The 21,691-nt window shown below is 59.6% G+C and carries 23 protein-coding genes and 1 tRNA gene; 6 read left to right on the top strand and 18 right to left on the bottom strand.

What is annotated here, in order from left to right:
• Positions 1 to 136 precede the first annotated feature (136 nt).
• From BN874_RS16085 to BN874_RS16070, 4 genes are all read right to left on the bottom strand, one after another.
• Positions 137 to 210 (bottom strand) — tRNA-Gln (locus BN874_RS16085).
• Positions 211 to 219: 9 nt separating this feature from the next.
• Positions 220 to 612 carry a 30S ribosomal protein S9 gene (rpsI, locus tag BN874_RS16080; RefSeq protein WP_034435244.1) on the bottom strand — a complete coding sequence of 131 codons (393 nt, stop codon included), beginning with the start codon at positions 610 to 612 and terminating at the stop codon, positions 220 to 222.
• 39 nt (positions 613 to 651) lie between these two features.
• A complete protein-coding gene (gene rplM / locus BN874_RS16075) occupies positions 652 to 1,086 on the bottom strand; it encodes a 50S ribosomal protein L13 (RefSeq protein WP_034435243.1) in 435 nt (144 codons plus the stop codon).
• Between the two features lie 93 nt (positions 1,087 to 1,179).
• Complete coding sequence (locus tag BN874_RS16070) at positions 1,180 to 1,488, bottom strand: (2Fe-2S) ferredoxin domain-containing protein (protein WP_034435242.1); 309 nt, start codon at positions 1,486 to 1,488, stop codon at positions 1,180 to 1,182.
• Positions 1,489 to 1,522: 34 nt separating this feature from the next.
• Between BN874_RS16070 and coq7 the strand changes: the two genes are divergently transcribed.
• A complete protein-coding gene (gene coq7, locus BN874_RS16065) occupies positions 1,523 to 2,167 on the top strand; it encodes a 2-polyprenyl-3-methyl-6-methoxy-1,4-benzoquinone monooxygenase (protein WP_034435241.1) in 645 nt (214 codons plus the stop codon).
• Between the two features lie 88 nt (positions 2,168 to 2,255).
• Here the strand turns inward: coq7 and BN874_RS16060 are convergent, their stop codons facing one another.
• From BN874_RS16060 to def, 10 genes are all read right to left on the bottom strand, one after another.
• Positions 2,256 to 2,777: an RDD family protein gene (locus BN874_RS16060; RefSeq protein WP_051497936.1), complete on the bottom strand. Its 522-nt coding sequence runs from the start codon at positions 2,775 to 2,777 to the stop codon at positions 2,256 to 2,258.
• Positions 2,778 to 2,816: 39 nt separating this feature from the next.
• On the bottom strand, positions 2,817 to 4,307 hold the full coding sequence (locus BN874_RS16055; RefSeq protein WP_051497935.1) for a TolC family outer membrane protein: 1,491 nt from the start codon (positions 4,305 to 4,307) through the stop codon (positions 2,817 to 2,819).
• Between the two features lie 105 nt (positions 4,308 to 4,412).
• Positions 4,413 to 5,072 (bottom strand): protein-L-isoaspartate O-methyltransferase family protein, encoded by a 660-nt coding sequence (locus tag BN874_RS16050; protein WP_034435239.1) that lies wholly within the window; start codon positions 5,070 to 5,072, stop codon positions 4,413 to 4,415.
• 109 nt (positions 5,073 to 5,181) lie between these two features.
• Positions 5,182 to 6,561, bottom strand: a complete 1,380-nt coding sequence (gene trkA / locus BN874_RS16045; protein WP_034435238.1) for a Trk system potassium transporter TrkA — start codon at positions 6,559 to 6,561, stop codon at positions 5,182 to 5,184.
• 9 nt (positions 6,562 to 6,570) lie between these two features.
• A complete protein-coding gene (locus BN874_RS16040) occupies positions 6,571 to 7,941 on the bottom strand; it encodes a sigma-54-dependent transcriptional regulator (RefSeq protein WP_034435237.1) in 1,371 nt (456 codons plus the stop codon).
• Positions 7,938 to 10,205 (bottom strand): sensor histidine kinase, encoded by a 2,268-nt coding sequence (locus BN874_RS16035; protein WP_154724978.1) that lies wholly within the window; start codon positions 10,203 to 10,205, stop codon positions 7,938 to 7,940. Before BN874_RS16035 ends, BN874_RS16040 begins: the two co-directional genes overlap by 4 nt.
• Positions 10,193 to 10,765: a DUF4390 domain-containing protein gene (locus BN874_RS16030; RefSeq protein ID WP_051497934.1), complete on the bottom strand. Its 573-nt coding sequence runs from the start codon at positions 10,763 to 10,765 to the stop codon at positions 10,193 to 10,195. The genes BN874_RS16035 and BN874_RS16030 overlap by 13 nt, the downstream gene beginning before the upstream one ends.
• Positions 10,750 to 12,081 carry a 16S rRNA (cytosine(967)-C(5))-methyltransferase RsmB gene (gene rsmB / locus BN874_RS16025; RefSeq protein WP_034435236.1) on the bottom strand — a complete coding sequence of 444 codons (1,332 nt, stop codon included), beginning with the start codon at positions 12,079 to 12,081 and terminating at the stop codon, positions 10,750 to 10,752. Before rsmB ends, BN874_RS16030 begins: the two co-directional genes overlap by 16 nt.
• Positions 12,078 to 13,019: a methionyl-tRNA formyltransferase gene (fmt, locus tag BN874_RS16020; RefSeq protein WP_034435235.1), complete on the bottom strand. Its 942-nt coding sequence runs from the start codon at positions 13,017 to 13,019 to the stop codon at positions 12,078 to 12,080. Before fmt ends, rsmB begins: the two co-directional genes overlap by 4 nt.
• A 62-nt stretch (positions 13,020 to 13,081) precedes the next feature.
• Positions 13,082 to 13,594, bottom strand: a complete 513-nt coding sequence (gene def / locus BN874_RS16015) for a peptide deformylase (RefSeq protein WP_034435234.1) — start codon at positions 13,592 to 13,594, stop codon at positions 13,082 to 13,084.
• A gap of 151 nt (positions 13,595 to 13,745) precedes the next feature.
• Here def and BN874_RS16010 point away from each other — a divergent pair, with 151 nt between their 5' ends.
• The 5 genes from BN874_RS16010 to tsaC all read left to right on the top strand — a co-directional run bounded on the left by BN874_RS16010 (position 13,746) and on the right by tsaC (position 19,572).
• Positions 13,746 to 14,888: a LysM peptidoglycan-binding domain-containing protein gene (locus BN874_RS16010; RefSeq protein ID WP_034435233.1), complete on the top strand. Its 1,143-nt coding sequence runs from the start codon at positions 13,746 to 13,748 to the stop codon at positions 14,886 to 14,888.
• A 41-nt stretch (positions 14,889 to 14,929) separates the two neighbouring features.
• Complete coding sequence (gene dprA, locus BN874_RS16005) at positions 14,930 to 16,009, top strand: DNA-processing protein DprA (protein ID WP_081756451.1); 1,080 nt, start codon at positions 14,930 to 14,932, stop codon at positions 16,007 to 16,009.
• A gap of 100 nt (positions 16,010 to 16,109) precedes the next feature.
• Positions 16,110 to 16,580, top strand: a complete 471-nt coding sequence (locus BN874_RS16000; protein ID WP_034435231.1) for a DUF494 family protein — start codon at positions 16,110 to 16,112, stop codon at positions 16,578 to 16,580.
• A gap of 60 nt (positions 16,581 to 16,640) precedes the next feature.
• The gene (locus tag BN874_RS15995) at positions 16,641 to 19,001 is read left to right on the top strand and encodes a DNA topoisomerase I (protein WP_034435230.1); all 2,361 of its coding nucleotides are present in this window, start codon (positions 16,641 to 16,643) and stop codon (positions 18,999 to 19,001) included.
• A 16-nt stretch (positions 19,002 to 19,017) separates the two neighbouring features.
• The gene (tsaC, locus tag BN874_RS15990; protein ID WP_034435250.1) at positions 19,018 to 19,572 is read left to right on the top strand and encodes an L-threonylcarbamoyladenylate synthase type 1 TsaC; all 555 of its coding nucleotides are present in this window, start codon (positions 19,018 to 19,020) and stop codon (positions 19,570 to 19,572) included.
• Between the two features lie 2 nt (positions 19,573 to 19,574).
• Here the strand turns inward: tsaC and BN874_RS15985 are convergent, their stop codons facing one another.
• The 4 genes from BN874_RS15985 to BN874_RS15970 form a co-directional block, all read right to left on the bottom strand.
• On the bottom strand, positions 19,575 to 20,327 hold the full coding sequence (locus BN874_RS15985) for an S-methyl-5'-thioinosine phosphorylase (RefSeq protein ID WP_034435228.1): 753 nt from the start codon (positions 20,325 to 20,327) through the stop codon (positions 19,575 to 19,577).
• Between the two features lie 40 nt (positions 20,328 to 20,367).
• Positions 20,368 to 20,625, bottom strand: coding sequence for a methyl-accepting chemotaxis protein (locus BN874_RS15980; protein ID WP_034435226.1), 258 nt, complete (start codon positions 20,623 to 20,625; stop codon positions 20,368 to 20,370).
• Between the two features lie 151 nt (positions 20,626 to 20,776).
• Positions 20,777 to 21,331: a hypoxanthine-guanine phosphoribosyltransferase gene (locus BN874_RS15975; RefSeq protein ID WP_034435225.1), complete on the bottom strand. Its 555-nt coding sequence runs from the start codon at positions 21,329 to 21,331 to the stop codon at positions 20,777 to 20,779.
• Between the two features lie 69 nt (positions 21,332 to 21,400).
• Positions 21,401 to 21,652 (bottom strand): hypothetical protein, encoded by a 252-nt coding sequence (locus BN874_RS15970; RefSeq protein ID WP_034435224.1) that lies wholly within the window; start codon positions 21,650 to 21,652, stop codon positions 21,401 to 21,403.
• Between the last annotated feature and the right edge of the window lie 39 nt (positions 21,653 to 21,691).

Here is a 21,691-nt window from a genome sequence, read left to right as displayed (position 1 = left end):
CATTCTGAAGCACAAACGCAACTGATATTTTCAAAAAAAACACAAAGCCTTGAGTTTGTTTTTTTTTAGCAACAGGCTGTTGTTTTCCAATTTTATAACAACAAAAAACCCACCTCGGTTCAAGTGGGTTTGGTTTTGGCTGGGGGACTAGGATTCGAACCTAGGTTGACGGAGTCAGAGTCCGTAGTCCTGCCGCTAGACGATCCCCCAAATAAACCATTAGCGCTTGGAATACTGGGTGGCGCGGCGGGCTTTGCGCAGACCCACTTTCTTACGCTCTACCTCACGGGCATCGCGGGTGACAAAACCCGCCTTGCGCAGGGAGGGGCGCAGGCCCTCGTCATAGTCGAGCAACGCCCGGGTGATGCCGTGGCGGATGGCGCCGGCTTGACCGGTGATACCCCCTCCCTTAACTGTGACGTAGATATCAAATTTTTCCTTGAGATCGGCCACTTCCAGCGCTTGATAGACCACCATGCAGGAAGTCTCGCGCCCAAAGTATTCATTCAAAGGACGTCGATTGACCGTGATATTACCGGTGCCGGGCCGCAGAAACACCCGGGCGGTAGCGGTCTTGCGTCGGCCAGTACCGTAGTGCTGATTTTCAATCATTGCTTGCCTGTTCCATTCCTGATAGATGCATCAGCCCACTTACCGCACCAGGATCAGCGGTTTGGGTTGCTGGGCGACGTGCTGGTGTTCGGGACCCGCGTAGACTTTCAGCTTACGGAACATCGCCCGACCCAGCGGATTCTTGGGCAACATCCCCTTGACGGCGATCTGGATAACGCGCTCCGGAGTTTGCTGCAACAGCTTTTCCAGCGAGACCGATTTGAGGTTACCAACATAGCCAGTGACCCGATGGTAAAACTTGTCGGTTTTCTTGCGACCGGTTGCTCGCACTTTCTCGGCATTGACCACAACAATGTAGTCGCCGGTATCCACATGCGGGGTATATTCAGGCTTATGCTTGCCGCGCAAACGGTGCGCGATTTCAGAGGACAGCCGTCCAAGCACCTTATCCGTGGCATCGATCACGTACCAGTCGTGCTTGACTTCATCCGACTTGGCGCTAAAGGTTTTCATTATGACGTGCTCCGAAATGTCCATGTTCGCTTGGAAAGCTGCGTATCTTACTCAAGCGGTATACGCCCCGCAAGCCCTGATGGCGGATGCTGCCTAAATCCGCAACCGTTCCACAATTCGACCCTTCACCAGATGTTCCGCGATAATCTCATCCAAATCGGCATGGTCTACATAGGTGTACCAGGTCGCATCGGGATAAATCACGATGACCGGCCCCTCGGTGCAGCGATCCAGACAACCGGCGTTGTTGATCCGCACCTTATCAGGAATGGCCGCTCCCAATGCCTTGACCCGCTGCTTGACGTAATCGCGGGCTTCCTGAGCGCCGCACTGCTGGCAGCATTGCGAGCCATCGGGCCGCAGGTTGGTGCAAAAGAAAACGTGATAGCGATAATAGGACACTTCAACTCCTCAACTCAGGTTTGAGTATTCACTGATGACTCCTCGTTACTATACCGCCGCCGATACCCTGCTGATCAATCTGGATCAGGCCGTTCGCACCCTGTTTGGCCGTCCTATGACCACCGGACGACCGAATCCCGCCGATCAGGTCCCGCCCGCCGAGTTGCCGCCCGCTGAACAGCGACAGTCAGCACGGTTGATGCGGGTGAATCACACCGGTGAAGTGTGTGCTCAGGCGTTGTATCAGGGTCAAGCGCTCACCGCGCGGCTGGATACCGTGCGGGATCGCATGGATCAGGCGTCCATTGAGGAAAATGATCATTTGGTCTGGTGCGAGACGCGGCTAAAAGAACTGGACAGCCATCCCAGCATCCTGAATCCGCTGTTCTACGCCGGCGCTTTTACCATCGGTGCGCTGGCTGGCAGGATTGGGGATCGCTGGAGTCTGGGCTTTGTCGCCGAGACGGAGCATCAGGTGGTTGAGCATCTTCATTCGCATCTCGGGCGCTTGCCGACCAATGATCAGCCAAGCCGGGCCATTCTGGCGCAGATGAAGGAGGATGAAGCCCGACATGCGACCGATGCATTGGCCGCCGGCGGTACACGGTTGCCGCTGCCGATCCGGCTCCTGATGAAGGGGGTATCGAAGGTGATGACCCGGACCACTTATTGGGTCTAGGCGCTGGCTCTGCCCTTTCCAGCCGGCGAGAGGGAGCTGTCTCTGGGCGCGAGATTGTACACACTGCGCCCTGCTGTATTGAACGCAGTCAAGACTTGGGCAGCAGCACCAGTTCGGTTTCTGACCCACGGTCGGGCAGACGCAGCGCCAATAACAGCAGCAGACATCCCAGCCCCGCCGCCAGGCTAAGGCCCACGCTGACCCCAAACACCTGATGCAGGTAAGCGACCGGGACTAACCACAGACCGGCGATCAGGAATCGCAGTAGCGCCTGCCACCAGCCGATGCCACCGCCATCACGCCGCTGCACCCGCACCCGCCAAGCGCGCATCCCTAACGTCTGTCCGCCGTAAATCCAGAATCCGCCATAGAAAAAAAAGCAGACCAAGAGCAGATAGGTGGAGAAGAAAGGATTACCGGTGAGCGGGTTGTGAAGTTTGAGAGCCTCACTGCCCAGCAGCGCCGCCGCCAGTCCTAACGCGAGTGCACTCGCACCGAATAACACCCCTGTCAATAGCAGGCCGTCATAGACAATGGCCGCCAGCCGGCGCGGTAACCCAGCCGACGATAATCGGGAGAGCGGCGGTTTGGGGGGCGCAATAATGTTCATTACCATCAGCCCGCGTGGTGGAACCCTTGGTCTGCGAAATTACTTGGGTTCAGCAGCGGACGGCTTGGGCGCAGGGGAATGAGAAGGTGTTGCCTTCTTGTCAGCAGCTTGGGGGGCGGGCGCCGTCATGGTTCTGTCAGCGACCTTGGCCGGTTTACCGCCTGCCTTGTCCTTATTGGCCGCCGGTTTGGCCGGTTCCTTGGCCGCTGGCTTAGAGGAACCGTCGGTTGCGCGGGGCTTGGCCAGCCAACCATTGATTTCGATGACATCCGCTTCCGAAAGCTGACCGGCAGCCTGCCGCAGCGTCAGGAAACTGACGATGTAGGAATAACGGGCATTGGCATAGTCCGCCTCGGCCTGATAGACATTACGTTCAGCGTCCAGCACATCCACGATGGTGCGCGTGCCCACCTCGTAACCGGCCTGATTGGCTTCCAAAGCGCTCCGGGTGGAGATGCGGGTCTGGTTACGGGCCTTGATCTGGCTAATGGCGGTTTCCTGACCCCGGTAGGCGTTGCGCACGGTGCGAATGGTATTGCGCTGCAAATCTTCCAGACTCTGCCGGGCCGCTTCGTAGTTGTACGCCGCCTCACGGGAACGTGAGGACACCGCGCCACCGGTGTACAGCGGAATGATGAGTTCCAGATTAACCTGGCTGCTCGTAGTTGCAGTAACGCTGTTATCGAAATCGGCACGACTGGCTTTGAAATCGAGCGTTGGGTAATGGCCGGACTTCTGTAGATTGATATTTTCCCGCGCCTTATCGACATCGAAATTGGCGCTGCGCAGCTCGAGATTATTTTCCAGCGCCATGCGCACCCATTCATCGGGATCGCTTGGTTTGGGTAGCGAGAGCGGCATCTGCTCACTGAGAATCGCAATCTGGGCATACTCCTGATTGGTCAGTTGCCGCAGCAACTCGCGAGCATCGGCCAACGCATTGATGGCGCTCACTTCCTGGGAGACGGCGGCGTCGAAACGGGCCTGGGCGTCGTACACGTCGGTGATCGTCGCCAATCCTACCTCGAATCGTCGGTTGGCCTGTTCGAGTTGCCGCGCAAACGCATTTTTGGCTGCGGTGGTGAAGGTCAGGATATCGAGTGCCGCCAGCACCCCGAAATAGCCTTGCGCCACTCGCAAGATCAGCCTGTCCTGGGTATTGCGAAAATTCACGTCGGACTGACTGACCACCGTGTCCGCCAGCCGCTGCCGGACCTGGCTATTACGGTTATAGATCGGTTGCGTCAGGCCGATTGCATAGTTATGGCTATTGAACGATGAATTATCCTGCGCCCCTGAAATCCCGAAGGTGCGCCCTTGTTCGACCGTGACTCCTGCGTTGGGTAGCAGCAACGCCCGCGCCTGCGGTTTGGTTTCCTGGGCAGCTTCCCGGCTGGCGGCAGCGGCTTTAAGTACGGGATCGCCCTCAAAGGCCTGGCGATAGACTTGCAGCAGATCTTCTGCCCCTGCCGGCTGGCCGCACAGCGCGGCAACCATTCCGACCAATACCAGACGATGTACTTTGGGCATGGCTGACAAGCTCCCCCTGTGAACAGGTACTTTCATAAATTCTAGTGGACTAAACCGACTGCGAAAATCGTGAACCCGATGCTACCCCATCGGCGCAAACCGCATTCAGAACTCAAAGTGCTTAATCGGCTCCGCGTTGCGTAGCGGAGACAGTTCGGTATCGAACAAACTTTCCCGAATCCATTCCTGTTCACCGACCCGGGTGATCAGCAACGCCTCCATCACCGGCGGCTGGCCGATCACGATGAACAGTCGCCCGCCCACCCGCAGACTTTGCCGCCAGACCTCAGCCATGGTGGCTACCGATCCAGTAACAGCGATAGCGTGGTAGCGTTGCTCGCCCCAGCCCTGGCTGGCATCGCCGGAATGCAGCATGGCGTTGTCGAAGCCGTGCATCTTGAGTTTGTGCCGGGCGGCCTCGGTAAACTCCGGGAGAATGTCTATGCTGGTGACGCTGGCGGCCAGTCGCGCCAAAGCGGCAGTCAGATAAGCGCTGCCAGTGCCGATTTCCAGTACCCGATCAGTCGGTTGCAGCGCCAGTGCTTGTAAAATCCGGCCCTCGACTGTGGGTCTCAGCATGAATTCACCGTGGCCAAGCGGGATAGCGATGTCGCTGAACGCCAGGTTGCGGTAATGATCGGGTACGAAATCCTCGCGCGGGATGTCGGCGAGTACGTCCAGCACCCGCTGATCCAGCACATCCCAAGGCCGGATTTGCTGCTCGATCAGATTGTAGCGGGCCAGTTCAAAATTGAATGCAGTCATGGTTCGGGATCCTGTCAACGCCGGAAGGTTTGGAGATTCTGGCAGGGGTGACGCGCCCTGGTTCGCAGTAGCTTGATTCTAGCATAGGGTTTTTTACCGAGGCACCGGTCTACAGGAAGGTTGCGCCCACTGCGAAGAGTCGTTCAACTTCGGGTACCCGCTTCTTGTCCACCAGGAACAGGATGACGTGATCGTCGGCCTCGATCATGGTGTCGTGGTGGCAGATGATCACCTCATCGCCACGGGCAATAGCGCCGATGGTGGTGCCGGGCGGCAGACGAATTTCATCAATGCGTCGCCCTACCGTCTTCGAGGTCTTGTAGTCGCCGTGAGCGACGGCTTCAATCGCCTCGGCGGCGCCTCGGCGCAGGGAATGAACCTTGGCGACATCGCCACGGCGGACATGGGTGAGCAGGCTGCCGATGGTGGCCTGCTGTGGCGAAATGGCGACGTCGATAATGCCGGACGATTCCACCAGATCGACATAGGACACCAGGTTGATCAACGCCATCACCTTGCGGGCGCCCATCCGCTTGGCTTGCATGGCCGATAGGATGTTGGCTTCGTCGTCGTTGGTCACCGCACAATAAACATCCACCTGCTCAATATTTTCCTGCCGCAGCAGGTTTTCGTCAGCGGCATCACCCTGGAGTACGATGGCGCGGCTCAATTGCTCGGACAGTCGCTTGGCCGTCTCCGGATTGCGTTCGATCACTTTGACCTGAAACCGGTCTTCCAGCGCTTGCGCCAGCCGGGTGCCGATGTGACCGCCGCCGGCAATGATAATCCGCTTGACCATCCGATCCAGCTTGCGGAGCTCACCCACAATGGCACGGGTATTCTTGCGCGCAGCGATCAGAAATACTTCGTCGTCCGCTTCAATGAGGGTATTGCCCTCCGGAATGATTGGGCTGCCCTGGCGGAAAATGGCGGCGACTCGGGTTTCGATCCCCGGCATCCGATTTGGCAGGGTGCGCAGTGCCTGACCGACCAGAGTGCTGCCTTCATACGCCTTGACCCCCACCAACCGCACCTTGCCGTCAGCAAAATCCAGCACTTGCAACGCGCCGGGATGCTCGATAATACGGCTGATGTAATCAGTCACCAGTTGCTCGGGACTAATCAGCACATCAATCGGCAACGCCTCGTCCTTAAACAAACGATCTTGATAAGAAATGTAGCCGCCGGCCCGAACCCGGGAAATTTTGGTCGGCGTATTGAACAGGGTATAGGCGATCTGGCAGGCAATCATGTTGACCTCATCATTGTCGGTCAACGCGATCAGCATATCCGCATCGGCGGTGCCCGCCTGCTCCAGCACCTTGGGATGGGAGGCATAGCCGCAGACGGTGCGGATATCCAGCCGATCCTGCAAGGCTTGCAGGCGTTCGGCGTCAGCATCGATCACCGTGACATCATTGGCTTCGCTGGCCAGGATATGCGCCACTGAACCGCCCACTTGCCCCGCCCCGAGAATTACGATCTTCATCGCCGATCCTTACTCATCCAGCGCCTTTTTGGGATCGATCCCCAAAGCCCGCAGCTTGCGGTAAAGGTTGGTGCGCTCCATCCCGACCCGTTCGGCCAGCCGCGCCACGTTGCCCTCACACTCGCGGAACTGCTGCATCAAATAGGTTCGCTCGAACTGTTCGCGCGCTTCCCGCAATGGCAGGTTCAGGGGAATGCTGCCGACATCCTGCGACTTGGTGCTGGTAGCGCCGCGCACGGCGGCATCCACTTCCTCCAGCGCAATTTCCTCCTCACCCCCCAGAATCAATAGCCGTTGCACCAGATTTTTGAGCTCACGGATGTTGCCGGGCCAAGTGTAATTGCGCAGCCGGTTCTGGGCGGCCAAGGTGAAATGGCGGTAAACCAGTCCCTCCTGATCGACGAAATAGCCAATGTAGTAATTCAGCAGCTCCGGCACGTCCTCGATATGGTCACGCAGTGGCGGCAGTCGGATCGGCACCACGTTCAGTTGATAGTACAAATCCTCGCGAAAGCGCCCAAGGGCTATTTCCTGCTCCAAATCCCGATGGGTCGCCGCCGCGACCCGCACGTTCACTCGCACCGGCTCCTTGCCGCCGATGCGGAAAAAAGAGCCGTTCTCCAGGGCGCTGGCCAGCTTGGCCTGGGCTTCGAGATCCATGTCGGCCAGCTCGTCGAGGAACAGGGTGCCCCCCGTCGCTTGCTCCAGCCGGCCATAATGAATGCGGTCACCCTGCTCGGAGCCGAATAATTCCAGGCTGGCGTTCTCGCGGGCAATAGAACCGACGCCTACGTCTACGAACGGGCCGCTGCGCCGTGGACTGTGGGCGTGCAGGAAGCGGGCGTAAACCTCCTTGCCGGTGCCCGGCTCCCCGAAGATCAACACGGGCGCGTCATGCTGGGCGATTTTCAGCACCTGCGCCCGTAATCGCTGCACCACCTCGCTCCGGCCCACCGGTTCGGTGACGATCCGCTGCTGGCGGCGCAGATTCTGGTTCTCGCGCGCCAGCCGGTCCGCATCCAGCGCCCGCGCCACCGTCAGCAGCAACTTGGCCATGGAGAGCGGCTTCTCGATGAAATCGTAGGCGCCCAGCCGAGTGGCCTCGACGGCGGTTTCGACGGTGCCGTGCCCGGACATCATGATCACCGGGCCGGGCAGATGATCCCCTTCACTCCACTCTTTAAGCAGGCTGATGCCATCGGTATCCGGCATCCAGATATCGAGCAGAATCAGATCGGGGCGCTGGGCGCGGCGCGCTTCGCGGGCAGCGGCGGCATTCTCAGCGGTGGCGACGGTATAACCTTCATCTTCCAGAATGTCCTTCACCAGTTCGCGAATATCCGGTTCATCATCCACAACCAAAATATAAGGCGCGTTCATCCGGTCTCCTTATCGGTGTTCAGTGGCACGGCGGGAACGGCGGGTGATTCGGGGTTGTCATGCAGCAGTGGCAGCCGAATTGCAATCCGGGCACCGCCCTCCACCGGTGATTCCAGCTGGATCCAGCCACCGTGCTCTTCAACAATTTTTTTGACGATCGCCAATCCTAGTCCGGTTCCCTTGGGTTTGGTAGTCACATAGGGCTCGAAGGCCTTGTCCAAAAGGGTGTTGGGAAATCCCGGCCCATCGTCACGAATGCTCAATTCTACGCAATCCGCCCCAGCCGCATGTTCACGGCGGCTGCCGATCCATAGCGTAGAACCGTGACCGTCGCGGATAGCTTCAATCGCATTTTTAACCAGATTGTGCAGCAATTGACGCAGCCGGCCCTTATCCGCGTTGATCATGAGGGTTTCATGAGCCAAGTCCAGCTTGATCTCTACTCCCGCCGGGTAATCGCGGTAAAGATAAAGCACCTCGGCGACAAACTCGTTCAAATCCAGCAGCGCCAACTGCAAGCGCGGCGGGCGGGCATATTCGTTGAAGGCGTCCACCATTTCCTTCATCGCCTGCACCTGCTGGATGATGGTGTGGGTGCCGCGATCCAGAATTTTTCCCTGCTCTTCGTCCAGTTGTTTGAGGTACTTATGGCGGATGCGCTCGGCGGCCAACTGGATCGGGGTCAGCGGATTCTTGATCTCGTGAGCCAGCCGGCGAGCCACCTCGGCCCAGGCGGCGTCGCGCTCGACCCGCATCAGATTGGTGATGTCGTCGAACACGATAACGTGACCGCCACGCAAGCCCACTGTGTCCGGCAGCGAACTGCCACGACACATCAGGATGCGCCGGCCCGCGCCACCAAACCAGGCGATCTCCTGGCGCCAGTCGCCGACGGCGCTCATCTGCGGGCCGATGGCTTCGATAAAATCCTGCAATACCGGTTGCGCAGTGGCAATCCGCTCGCTATCGGCGCCGATGAAGACCGTTAAATCAACCCCCAGAATCTGGCTGGCGGCGGCGTTGCAGGTTTGCAGCCGTCCGACCTGATCGAGGGTGATAACCCCGGAGGAGAGTCGCGCCAACACTGTTTCCAGATAGGCGCGCTGGCTTTCGACCAGCTCCTGACTGCGCTGCGCGGCGTCGCGGGCCTGCGCCAGATTGCGAGTCATCTGATTAAACGACTGCGCCAGGAAGCCCAACTCGTCGCCGCCCGCGCCAGGGAGTTGTTTATCAAATTGGCCGACCGCAACCGCCTCAGTGCCCTCGGCCAGCGCTCGCAACGGTTGCACCAGCCGCCGGGCGGTATGAAATGCGGCCCAAAACGCGGCCAGCACCGCCAGCAACAATGCCAGCGACAAGGTCAAGGTGAAGCTGGCCTTGAGTGGCGCTCGCAGGAAAATCAGCTCCTTGTAACTGTCGAAAGCGGCCTGCACTGCATCCGCCAGCAGACTGAGGCGGTCGGTCACCGGAAACAGCGCTTGCAGCAAGCGCTCCTCTTTACCGGGCGTCGCCAACCGCACCACCGCCCGGATATGGAAGCCGGCATCGCGGATCGGCTCCAGACCAACATAATCGCGACCTTGACGGGCTTGCAGCACCACCGTATCCGGTGGCGGATCCGGCACGATCAGCATCGGGTCAGCGGCGGCGGTGGCGATGATGCGTCCGCTGCGTCCGAACAAGGTCAGTTCGGAAGCCTCGCTGAGGTCGATCCATTCATTCAGTCGCCGGGCGGCCTGTTCGCCATCACTATCCGCGACGGCATCGGCGATCCGTCCGGTCTGTTTGAGCACCTCGCGCATCTGTAAATCCAGCGCGGTGCGACTGAGTTCCAGCGCATTGTCCAGACCGCGATCCACGTCGACGTTGAACCAGCTATCAATCCCCCGTTGCAAAAAGTGCAGAGAGAAGCCGTATACCAGCGCTACTGGAATGATCGCCAGTAGCGCAAAAATTCCAGCCAGCCGCAGGGTCAGGCGGGCACCGGGCACCTTCCGCCGGTAAAGGCTGATCAGGCTGACCAGATTGTAAAAAATCAGTACCGCCAGCGCGCCCAAACCTACCGCGCCGCTTAACAACAGCCAGAAATACATCCGCCCGAACTGTGCCGAGTTGGTGGTGGCACGACCCATCAGCACCAGGATGACCAGTAACAACCCCAGCAACGCCAGCGCCGGCACTAAACCCTGACCAGAGGCCAACCGCTGAAGCAGAGCGAGCAGGTGGATTGGGCGGTGCGCCCAGCGCCGGATCAGAGCGGCCATGTGTACCAATCGCTGCTTAGCCGCCAGTCTTCCGAGAGATAAGCGAACAAGCGTAGTGGTGCCGGCAGAGTTTCGAGATCGAGCCGGGCGCGCAGCGCCCCTTCGTAGCGTTCGCCCTCAGGCAACAGACTGCGGTCAAGCAGGGGAAAATCGCTAATCCGGCCCATAAACCGCAGGGCGGCGGTACGAGTGGGGAAACCGCGCCGCTCGCCACTGTTCAGATTGCTCACTAGGTATTGTCGGCTCAGGGTGTGATACTCCAGTTGGAAGCGTTGCGCCAGCGCGTAAACAGTCTCATCCCACAGCCAAGGCCGCCGCCGCCGAACCTCCATTTCGATTTCAACCGTCAGCGGTACCCCATTCTGCAAGGCGTCCAGCGCCACATTGCTCAAACGGTATTCGATCTGGGCGCTCAACCGGTAAACCCCGCCTTCCAGTTGGGTGGTAGCGCTGCTTACCTCGAAGCTGGCAGCGAGACCGCTGATCACCCAGAGCAGGCCGAGCAGCAACGCCAGCAGGCGGAGGGCGGACGGACGGATGAGGGTTACGTTACCGGACATGACGCGACTCCGGCAGTTGCCGGTTTCACCAGCACCGCGTAATAAAAACCGTCCATACCGGCTTCGCCGGGGAGAATCTGGCGGCCATACGGTAATGAACGGCCCCAGTCCGCCCGGATCGGCAGTTCCCCAGCATCGGTCCGGTTGGCGAGAAAGGCGGCTACCACCTGCTCGTTTTCCTGCCGTAGCACCGAACAGGTGGCGTACAGCAAGCGGCCACCGGGGCGCAACAACGGCCACAGGCTGGATAAAATGAGCTGCTGCTCCCTGGCCAATACCGCGATGTCGGTGTCCCGGCGCAGTAGCTTGATATCGGGGTGGCGGCGGATGACTCCGGTGGCCGAGCAGGGCGCATCCAGCAGAATCCGGTCATAGGGAACGCCATCCCACCAATCGGCTGGTTGACAGGCATTGCCGGCGATCAAGCGGGCGTTCAGCCGCAACCGGCTCAGATTTTCCCGCACTCGCTCCAATCTCCCGGCATCCTGATCCAGCGCGGTCAGATCCAAAGCCGGCACCCATTCCAGGATATGGCCGGTTTTACCACCGGGTGCGGCGCAGGCATCCAGCACCCGCAGCCCCGACTGTAGCTTGAGCAGCGGCGCTGCCAGTTGCGCAGCAGCGTCCTGCACCGACACCCAACCTTCGGCAAAGCCCGGTAGCGTCATCGGTTCGACCGGTTCGGTCAGAATCAGCGCTGTCGCGACGGGGGCTACCGGCTGGGCAGATTTGCCCGCTGTCGCCAACCGGGATTGATAGTCTTCCCGGCTGAGATGGCGCTGATTAACCCGCAGTGCAAAGGGTGGACGAGTATTGTTGGCGGTAATCATCACCGCCCAATCATCCGGCCAGTCCTGTTGCAACTGTTCCAACAACCAGCGCGGATGGGCCGTTCGAGCTTCGGCATCAATTTCCATCTGCGCCAGTAATTCGGTGCGCCGACGCAGGAACGACCGGAGTACCGCATTGCAGAGGTTCGCCGCCCAGGGTTTGTGCAATTGTCGGGCGGCGGTCACGGTCTCGGCAACAGCGGCATGTTCGGGGATACGGAGATGATGAAGTTGATACAGTCCGGCCAACAATAACGCCCGCACCGACGGTTGACGCGGATCGAGCGGTCGTTCCAGCAGCAGATCCAGCAGCGCCTGCAATTGTGGTTGCCAACGGCAGACGCCGTAGCATAACTCTTGCAACAAGCCGCGATCCCGCGGATCAATCCGTTCTAATACGGATGCGGGCGGAAAGGCTACCGTCAACGACCGGCCTTCGCCCAATACCCGAGCCAGCACCTGAGCGGCAACGGCGCGGATATTCATGCGCCCAGCCGCCGCCCCGTCAGTCGGTGAGCGTTCAGGAACGCCGCAACCGGCTGTGGGCGACCACCGGGCAGTTGCACCTCCGTCAGCCGCAAAATACCGGAACCGGTGGCAATCACAATGCCATGGCTCGCTTCGCGCAACACCGTGCCGGGCAGAGCCTCGGTGGATTCCACCTCGGCCCGCGCTCGCCAAATCCGCAGGGTTTGGCCGTCCAGCCGGGTTTGGGCAACGGGCCAGGGATTGAACGCCAGAACCTGGCGCTCCAGTTCCAGCGCTGGCCGATTCCAGTCCAGTTCGGCTTCTGATTTATCCAGCTTGGTGGCATAGGTCGCATCTGCGTCATCCTGCGGCTCCGGCGTCAAGCGATCTGCCAGCAAATCCGGCAATACCGTGCGCAGCGTCTCCGCCCCCACGACGGCCAGCCGGTCGTGCAGCTCGCCGCCGGTCATTCCCGAAATGATCGGATAGCAGGTCCGGGAAAACACCGGGCCGGTATCCAGTCCGGCTTCCATCCGCATGATGCAGACGCCGGACTCGGCGTCGCCAGCCAGCAGCGCCCGCTGAATCGGCGCTGCGCCACGCCAGCGGGGCAGCAGCGAGGCATGGACATTGACGCAGCCGAGTTGCGGAATGGCTAACACCGCCGGCGGCAAAATCAGCCCATACGCGGCGACGATCAGCAGATCGGGCGCCAGCACCGCCAGTTCGGCTTGCACAGCGGGATCGCGCAAGGTAGCGGGCTGGTATACCGGAATTCCAGCCGCCAGCGCCCACGCTTTCACCGGGCTGGCGCGGGGCTGGCGACCACGTCCGGCGGGGCGATCCGGCTGGGTGTAAACGGCGGTGAGCGGATAACCAGAGTCCAGTACGGCTTGCGCACTGGGAACGGCAAATTCAGGGGTGCCCGCAAACAGCAGGCGTGGCGCAGCAGTCATCGGGTGGCGTCAGGTCTGGCGGGGGCGGACGGGAGCAATTGCGGGATCGAATGCAATCATATTCAGGATGCGTGCGTCTCACTGCGCGCCTGTTTCTCCAGCTTTTTGCGAATGCGGTCGCGCTTCAGCGCCGACAGATAATCCACGAACAGTTTGCCATCCAGATGATCAATTTCGTGTTGGATACACACCGCCAGCAAACCACTGGCATCGAGTTCAAACGGATCGCCATGGCGGTCCAGCGCACTGGCCCACACCCGTTCGGCGCGCTGGACCCGCTCATAGAAACCCGGTACGGATAAACAGCCTTCTTCCATCTCGCTTTCGCCCTCTCGTGCCAACAGCGTCGGATTGATAAAGATCAGCGGCTGGTTCTTGTCTTCGGACACATCCATGACGATGATGCGCTTCTGGATATTGACCTGGGTGGCGGCCAGGCCGATCCCTGGGGCGGCATACATGGTCTCCAGCATGTCATCGACAAAAGATCGCACCCGCTCATCCACCACTTCAACCGGCAGCGCCGGCTTGCGCAGCCGGGGATCGGGGTAATGCAACAGGGTTAATCGCGCCATGGCAGCTCCGTCAATCTCTTATTCCATGCATCCGATGAGATCATTCAGATTGGAAATCATACGAGAAACCCGCGCACGAGGGCTATACTTTGCGCGATGGGGGTGATTTTCTACACTCCCGCCCGTTCCTTCCGGAGGATGAGCAAGGATTATGAGCATCACGCATTCCTCAAGGTCTATCGGTGCCGCCCTGTCGCTGGCGACGGCGGTTTTGCTCGGGGCGTGCGCCCAAACGCCCTCTCAACCCGAATCTCACCCCACTGACAGCGATCCGCCCCCGCTATCAGGATCGGCCACCCCAAGCCCCGGTGCGCCAGTCGTTCCGGTACCGGTTGCGCTACAGCCCAACCCTCCCCAGTCCTACACCGTAGTTCCGGGCGATACTTTATGGTCCATCGCGCAGCGGTTCCTGAAAAATCCTTGGCAATGGCGGGAGATTTGGCGACAGAATCCGCAAGTTCGCAATCCCAACCGGATTTATCCCGGCGATGTCCTCAAGTTCAGCTATGACGCCAGCGGCAAACCGCAACTGGAAGTAGCCGAGCGCGAGGAGACCCCATTGATCAAGCTGTCGCCGCAAGTTCGGGTCGAAACGATCAATCAGCCGATCCCGCCGGTGCCACGCGATGCAGTGGAGTCGTTCTTGACCCGCGCTCTGGTCCTGAACGAAGGTCAGTGGAAAAAATCGCCCTATATCGTGGCGGATGACGACAACCAGATTATTTACGCCGACCGTGACCGGGTTTACGTTCTTGGTGGCAATTTTGACCAGCCACGCTACCAGGTGTTCCGCCCTGGCGAGGCGCTAATCGAACCCGGTTCTGGCCGTAACCTGGGAACCGCTGGGATTTACATGGGCGAGGCGCTGCTGGATAAGGACGGCGATCCGGCCACCTTCACCCTGGTCAACACCATTGCTCCAGTTCGTGCCGGTGACCGGCTGTTCGAGATCGAGGCGGAGCGTGAACTCTACAGTTTCGAGCCGCACCCAGTCCCGCCGGACACTGATGGTTTTATCATCGCGCAACTGAATCCCGACGTGACCCAAATCACCCAGTACAGCAGCGTCATCATCAACCTGGGTGCCCAGGAAGGTCTCGAACCCGGCCATGTCCTCGCCATTTACGGCAGGAGCCGCACGATCGACAATCCCATCTCCGGTGGCAGCGTCAAGTTGCCGGGCGAACGTTCGGGACTGTTGATGGTTTACAAGGTCCACGATCTGGTCAGCTACGCGCTGGTGATGCAGGCCGAACGGGCCATTCGCCTGCAAGATCAGGTCACTACGCCCTGAACCGCGACGATTCACCGCCAACTGCCGATCCGGCCTGGTTGCTGGCGCTATTACGGGCGCCCGGCATCGGACCAGTACGGTTTGCGCGGCTGCTGGACCATTTCGGTTCGGCAGCCGCCGTGTTTGCCGCCGACCGCGCCGAATGGAGTCCACTGGATTTGCCGGAGGCGGCGCTGGATTATCTGCGTCATCCCGACTGGCGGCGGGTGGAACAGGATCTGGCCTGGCTGGAACAGCCTGATAACTATTTGCTACGGCTGGATGATCCTCACTATCCGTATCTCCTAAGGCAAATCCCGTACCCGCCACCGCTCCTGTTCGTTCACGGCGACCCGGAGTGTTTGCGGACGCCGCAATTGGCTATCGTGGGCACTCGCAATCCCACACCGCTCGGGCGCGAAACTGCTCACCGTTTCGCCGCCCATCTGGCCGAGGCCGGTCTGGTTATCACCAGTGGGCTGGCGCTTGGGATTGACGCCGCCGCCCATCAGGGTGCGCTGGCGGGCGGTGGTCGAACGATTGCAGTGATGGGAACCAGCCTGGATCGGGTCTATCCCGCCAAGCACCGCGATCTGGCTCATGCAGTCGCTGACCACGGCGCCCTGATCTCGGAACTCTCTATCGGCACCCCGGCGGTGGCCGAGAATTTCCCCCGGCGCAACCGGTTGATCAGCGGATTGGCGTTAGGCGTCCTGGTGGTCGAGGCGGCCATTCGGAGCGGATCGCTGATTACCGCCCGCCAGGCTAATGAGCAAGGCCGGGAGGTGTTCGCGATTCCAGGCTCGATCCACAATCCACTGGCCAAGGGCTGTCACTCGCTGATTCGTCAGGGAGCAAAGCTGGTGGAAACAGCGGACGATATTCTGGAGGAATTGGGTGCGCTCGCCACCGTTGCCAGCGAAGCCGCCCGCCCCGTTACCGCCCTGCCACCCGTCGTTGAACTGGATGATGAGTACCAACAATTGCTGGCAGCGATAGGGGATGAGTCGGTAGGGGTTGATCTGTTGGTGGATCGCTGTGGATTGACGGCGAATGATGTTTCCTCCATGCTGCTGATTCTGGAACTGAAAGGTTATGTGGCGACCGTCCCTGGCGGTCTTTACTGCCGCTTGAGGACCTGAAAGCCGGCCACGCCGCAAACGACTGGCCGGCTTTGTGCGTTTCATGAATCCCGCTGTGGACCATACAGCGGGGCTCCGTACTTCCAAGGTGAGTACCTGAATGAAAGAAAACGTCCTGGACGTGCTGATGTACCTGTTTCAGAGCTACATGGAGGATGATGTAGACGCTGACCCCGACCGTGAATCCATCCAGGGCGAACTACTGGCTGCCGGTTTTCCGGCCCGGGAAATCCAACAGGCCTTTGAATGGCTGGACAGTCTGGTGGATCGTCAGGCTACACCCCTGGTGGTTAATCCCGGTTCCTGCCGTATCTACATCGGCCCGGAACTCGACAAGCTGGATGTGGAATGCCGGGGTTTTCTGTTGTTTCTGGAACAGGGCAGCATCCTCGATTCGGAGACTCGTGAACTGGTTGTTGACCGGGTCATGGCGTTGGAGGCTGACGATATCGGTTTGCATCAGTTGAAATGGATCATCCTGATGGTGCTGTTTAACCAGCCCGGTCGGGAAGAAGCCTACGCCTGGCTGGAAGATTTGGTGTTCGACAATGTCCCTGGCTATCTGCATTGAACCTCATCAGGTACGCACACCGCGTTCCTCGCCCAAATTTCCGCCACCTGCGTTATGGTCATGAGCAAAAATCTGGTCATCGTTGAATCGCCCGCCAAGGCAAAGACGATCAAGAAATATCTGGGCAAGGACTTCGAGGTTCTGGCCTCCTACGGTCATGTGCGCGATCTGGTGCCCAAGGAAGGCGCAGTTGATCCGGATCATGACTTCGCGATGAAGTATCAGGTCATTGATAAAAACGAACGTCATGTCGAAGCCATCGCCAAGGCCATTGTCAAAGCCGAAGCCTTATTTTTGGCGACTGATCCGGATCGTGAAGGCGAGGCTATTTCCTGGCATCTGTACGAAATCCTGCGCCAGCGCGACTTGCTAAAGGACAAGCCGGTGCAGCGGGTGGTGTTCCACGAAGTCACCCAACGGGCGATTCAGGACGCGATTGCCCATCCCCGGTCGTTGTCGCTGGATCTGGTCAACGCCCAGCAGGCGCGGCGGGCACTGGATTATCTGGTTGGCTTCAATCTGTCGCCGCTGCTATGGAAGAAGATCCGGCCAGGACTGTCGGCGGGTCGGGTACAGTCACCGGCCCTGCGGATGATCGTCGAGCGTGAAGAAGAAATTGAGCGCTTTGAGCCGCGGGAGTATTGGACGCTGGAAGCCGATACCGCCAAAACCGGCCAACCGTTCATGGCGCGGCTGACCGAATACGGCGGTGAAAAGCTGAATCAGTTCAGTGTCACCCATGGCGAACAGGCCCAGATCATGGAACAGGCGCTGCTGATCGCTGCCCGCGCCCAACAGGCTGAATCGGGTTTAGCGACGGCCTCCGATGTAATCGGTTGCTTGCAGGTCACCAAGGTTGAGCGCAAACAGCGCAAGCGCAATCCCGCTGCACCGTTCACCACTTCGACCTTGCAACAAGAGGCTTCGCGCAAGCTGGGCTTCTCGACCCAGCGCACCATGCGGGTCGCCCAGCAGTTGTACGAAGGCATTGACATTGGCCAGGGCGCGGTCGGTTTAATCACCTACATGCGCACCGATTCGGTCAATCTGGCTCAAGAGGCGATCACCGAGATTCGATCCCTGATCGCCCAGCGTTATGGCGCCAACAATGTGCCAGCCAGCCCGCGCTTGTTCAAAACCAAAGCTAAAAATGCCCAGGAAGCGCACGAAGCGATCCGCCCGACTACGATTACCGTGCTTCCCGACGCGATTCGTGCTGTTCTAAATGCGGATCAGTACGCGCTCTATGAGTTGATCTGGAAACGCACGGTGGCGTGCCAGATGATTCACGCCACCCTGAATACGGTTGCGGTGGATTTGGCTTGTGGCGACAGTAATCGCTTTCATGCCACCGGTTCGACAGTGGCCGATCCTGGCTTCATGGCGGTTTATCGGGAGGGCGTGGACGATCAGGATGATGAGGAAGACAGTCGGGTGCTGCCGCCGTTACGGCAGGGCGACTGGATCGATCTGCTGGCGCTGCGAACGGAACAGCATTTCACCGAGCCGCCGCCGCGCTATTCTGAAGCCAGCCTGGTCAAGACGCTGGAGGAATATGGCATCGGTCGGCCTTCGACCTACGCCGCGATCATTTCCACCCTGCTGGCTCGCGAATATGCGGTGCTGGACAGTCGCCGCTTCAAGCCCACCGATATTGGTCGCATCGTCAACCGCTTCCTGACCCAGCATTTTACCCAGTATGTGGATTACGACTTTACCGCCCGGCTGGAAGACGATCTGGACGCCGTGTCACGCGGTGAAGGTGACTGGTTGCCACTGATGCGGGGTTTCTGGGATCCGTTTAAACAGCGGGTTGACGAGAAAACCGAGAACGTCTCGCGTCAGGATGTGGTGCAAAGCCGCGAGTTGGGACTCGATCCCAAAACCGGCAAGCCGGTATCAGTGCGGATGGGTCGGTTTGGGCCGTTCGCGCAGATCGGCGTCAAGGAAGATGCTGACAAACCGCGTTTCGCCAGCCTGCGTCCGGATCAGCGACTGGATACTGTTGGGCTGGATGAAGCGCTGGCGCTGTTTCAATTGCCACGCGATTTGGGAGCGACCGCAGCGGGTGAACCGATGCAAGCCAACATCGGTCGGTTCGGGCCGTATGTGCGTTACGGCAAGAGTTATGTTTCGTTGAAGAACGAAGATCCTTACACCGTCAGCCGTGAACGGGCGCTGGAACTGATCGCGGCGCACCAGCAGGATGCGGCTAACAAACTGTTGTGTGCATTTCCCGGTTCGGCAATTCAGATTCTGAATGGGCGGTTCGGGCCGTACATCACCGACGGCAAGAAAAATGTCCGGGTGCCCAAGGGTCGCGAACCCGCCAGCCTGACTTTGGCGGAATGTGAAACGCTGGTTCGCGAAGCGCCTGAAAAGAAAAAACTGCCGGCTCGCCGTCGTGCTGCCAAAGCCTGACTGCGCAGCGCAGTTGGTGAACCCGTTACCCATCAAGGCCGCCGTTCGCGTCATTCGAGCAGGCGGCCTGATTGCCTGTCCCACCGAAGCGGTTTATGGCTTGGGCTGTGATCCGCGCAATGAACAGGCAGTGCAAAAGCTGCTGACCCTCAAACGTCGGCCCATGCACAAGGGACTGATTCTGATCGCCGCTGACTTCGCCCAACTTGCGCCTTTTCTACAACCGCTTTCTTCTGCCGATTTCGCCCAACTTGCCGCGACCTGGCCGGGGCCTCACACCTGGCTGATTCCGGCTCGAACTGACACGCCGCGCTGGCTGCGGGGTCGGCATGACACCTTGGCGGTGCGGGTGACAGCGCATCTGCTGGCGGCGGCGCTGTGTCGGGCCTGCGGTCATCCGCTGGTTTCTACCAGCGCCAATTTTAGTCGTCGGCCACCGGCTCGAACGGCGCTGGCGGTTCGGCGGCAGTTGGGACGGCAAATTGATTATTTATTGCCCGGCCCGACCGGCGGCGCGGCCAAGCCGACCGAAATTCGCGATTTGCGCAGCGGGCAGCGGGTGCGCGCCTAATCTCACGCTGATTCCAGCACCGGAATCACCCGCATCAATAGTGTTTTAACCTTATCCATTCCCGCAACCAGATTCCGTTCGATCTCGGCCATCGTGATCTCGCCCGGAACCTTACCCGCTGCCCAGTTCGCCACCACCGCACAGGCGGCATAGCGCAAACCCAGTTCCCGCGCCAGCGCCGCTTCTGGCATTCCGGTCATCCCTACGATGTCGCAGCCGTCCCGTTCCAGCCGCCGGATTTCCGCCGCTGTTTCCAGTCGTGGCCCTTGCATCGCCGCGTAAGTGCAGGTTTCGCGGGCGTCGAGTTGCAAATCGCGAGCGGCCTGAATCAACCGTTCGCGCAATGCGGCGGAATAAGGTTCAGTGAAATCAATATGGGTGACGTGGCTCAGGTCTTTATCAAAGAAAGTGCTGTGTCGTCCCCAGGTGTAATCCACGATCTGATCCGGGAAAGCCAGCGTTCCCGGCCCCATGTCGGCGCGAATCCCGCCGACCGCTGCTACCGCAATCACCTGCCGCACCCCAACATGGTGCAACACCCAGAGATTGGCGCGGTAGTTGATTTTGTGCGGTGGAATCGTGTGATGCTGGCCGTGGCGGGCCAGGAACACCACGGTCTGGCCGGCCAACTCCCCCCAGATCAGCGGGCTGGACGGCTCGCCGTAGGGCGTGGCCCGGGTTTCCCGATGAGCGATCTTGAGGGTATCCAGCGAAGCAAGGCCAGTGCCTCCGATCACGGCCATAGGCGCAGTCATGGTGGTAGTCCTCTCCGTATTAGTTGGCGATTCTGAAAAATCACATCAACTCTTCAAGCTGAACCGCTTGTTCGCGCATCGTCTGGCTGGCGGCAGCGGTTTGTTCCACCAGCGCGGCGTTTTGCTGAGTACCCTGATCCATTTGCAGGATCGCTTTGTTGACCTGTTCGATGCCGCTGGCCTGTTCCTGAGTAGCGGCGGCCATTTCGGCCACAATGTCGCTCACCTTTTTGACCGCGTTCACGATCTCGCCCAGGGCCTGACCGGAGCGTCTGACCAGCCGCCCGCAGTCTTCCACTTTATTTTCCCACCTAATAATAGTTTTTTCTCGGCAGATGTAATCCTGTAAATGCTTAAATCCTAGTTTAACAGTAGGATATTAAACCAGAAAAAACCACTTTGTTTGACACCCCCACTGATTCAACACCGATCAGTCGTCTGGACGAGGCTCAATCGCGAGCCGCATAGATAGTGGGCAGGTTGCGCCAGTATTCCTGGTAATCCATGCCGCAACCGAACACATAGCGATCCGGCACCTCCAGACCGATGAAATCCACGGTCAGGCCCGGAACCTTGCGGTTATGTCGTTTATTCACCAGCGCCGCACTGTAAACCGCCGCCGCGCCTTGTTGACGCACTGCATTCAGAATGGCCTGCAAGGTGTCGCCCTCGTCGAAAATGTCATCCACCACCAGCACGACCTGACCGCTCACCGCTGGACGCGGCGGGGCGATCCAGTCCATGTCGCCACCGCGAGTAGCGCCACGATAGCGGGTGGCATGAAGATAACCGACCCGCAGCGGGAAATTCAGCCGGGACAACAGTTGCGCGGCGGGGATGAAAGCGCCGCTCATCACGATCAGTACCAGTGGATCGCAGCTTTCCAGTTCACTGGTGATAGCAGCAGCCATTCGATCCAGCGCGGTTTCAATCTGCTGCGGGGTGCAAATCAACTCGGCTTCGCGCAATACAGCGAGCGCCTGTTCAGCAGTGATGGTGGACATGGGGCAAGCCTCTGATTAAAGCTGTGGCAAAGCGCGTTGATAAAATCGCGGAAGCGTTTTCGTAACGGCTCAGATGTCCATATCCAGCAGCGGAAAAGCGTCGTAATCCTGCACCAGTTGCGTTGCCCGCTGCCAGACCGGCTGATGACGCAGACGATGGACATTCAGATAACCGCGCCCGTGCAAGCGGATCAACCGCACCTGACTGACCGGGTCCGGGGGCCGACGCAAATGGTCGAGAATAGACATAGCGGCGCGGCGGTCGTTACAGGCCAGCACCATATCGCAGCCGGCTGCCAACGCCGCAGATCGGAAGAGCACACGTCTGAACTCCAGTCACGCCAATATCTCGTATGCCGT

This window comes from Candidatus Contendobacter odensis Run_B_J11, assembly GCF_000531125.1.
GTDB lineage: Bacteria > Pseudomonadota > Gammaproteobacteria > Competibacterales > Competibacteraceae > Contendibacter > Contendibacter odensensis.
The sequence above is the reverse complement of the archived record's forward strand: the minus strand, read 5'-3'. Positions and strand labels throughout refer to the sequence as shown.

Excerpts from the sequence above, each read along its gene's own strand:
- coq7 (WP_034435241.1), top strand. The coding sequence starts at position 1,523 with ATGACTCCTCGTTACTATACCGCCGCCGATACCCTGCTGATCAATCTG.
- BN874_RS16040 (WP_034435237.1), bottom strand. The coding sequence starts at position 7,941 with ATGAACGCGCCTTATATTTTGGTTGTGGATGATGAACCGGATATTCGC.
- rsmB (WP_034435236.1), bottom strand. The coding sequence starts at position 12,081 with ATGAATATCCGCGCCGTTGCCGCTCAGGTGCTGGCTCGGGTATTGGGC.
- BN874_RS15995 (WP_034435230.1), top strand. The coding sequence starts at position 16,641 with ATGAGCAAAAATCTGGTCATCGTTGAATCGCCCGCCAAGGCAAAGACG.
- trkA (WP_034435238.1), bottom strand. The coding sequence starts at position 6,561 with ATGAAGATCGTAATTCTCGGGGCGGGGCAAGTGGGCGGTTCAGTGGCG.
- fmt (WP_034435235.1), bottom strand. The coding sequence starts at position 13,019 with ATGACTGCTGCGCCACGCCTGCTGTTTGCGGGCACCCCTGAATTTGCC.
- BN874_RS16060 (WP_051497936.1), bottom strand. The coding sequence starts at position 2,777 with ATGAACATTATTGCGCCCCCCAAACCGCCGCTCTCCCGATTATCGTCG.
- BN874_RS16030 (WP_051497934.1), bottom strand. The coding sequence starts at position 10,765 with ATGTCCGGTAACGTAACCCTCATCCGTCCGTCCGCCCTCCGCCTGCTG.
- def (WP_034435234.1), bottom strand. The coding sequence starts at position 13,594 with ATGGCGCGATTAACCCTGTTGCATTACCCCGATCCCCGGCTGCGCAAG.
- rplM (WP_034435243.1), bottom strand. The coding sequence starts at position 1,086 with ATGAAAACCTTTAGCGCCAAGTCGGATGAAGTCAAGCACGACTGGTAC.
- BN874_RS15975 (WP_034435225.1), bottom strand. The coding sequence starts at position 21,331 with ATGTCCACCATCACTGCTGAACAGGCGCTCGCTGTATTGCGCGAAGCC.
- BN874_RS15985 (WP_034435228.1), bottom strand. The coding sequence starts at position 20,327 with ATGACTGCGCCTATGGCCGTGATCGGAGGCACTGGCCTTGCTTCGCTG.
- BN874_RS16055 (WP_051497935.1), bottom strand. The coding sequence starts at position 4,307 with ATGCCCAAAGTACATCGTCTGGTATTGGTCGGAATGGTTGCCGCGCTG.
- BN874_RS16035 (WP_154724978.1), bottom strand. The coding sequence starts at position 10,205 with ATGGCCGCTCTGATCCGGCGCTGGGCGCACCGCCCAATCCACCTGCTC.
- rpsI (WP_034435244.1), bottom strand. The coding sequence starts at position 612 with ATGATTGAAAATCAGCACTACGGTACTGGCCGACGCAAGACCGCTACC.
- BN874_RS16050 (WP_034435239.1), bottom strand. The coding sequence starts at position 5,072 with ATGACTGCATTCAATTTTGAACTGGCCCGCTACAATCTGATCGAGCAG.
- BN874_RS16010 (WP_034435233.1), top strand. The coding sequence starts at position 13,746 with ATGAGCATCACGCATTCCTCAAGGTCTATCGGTGCCGCCCTGTCGCTG.
- BN874_RS16000 (WP_034435231.1), top strand. The coding sequence starts at position 16,110 with ATGAAAGAAAACGTCCTGGACGTGCTGATGTACCTGTTTCAGAGCTAC.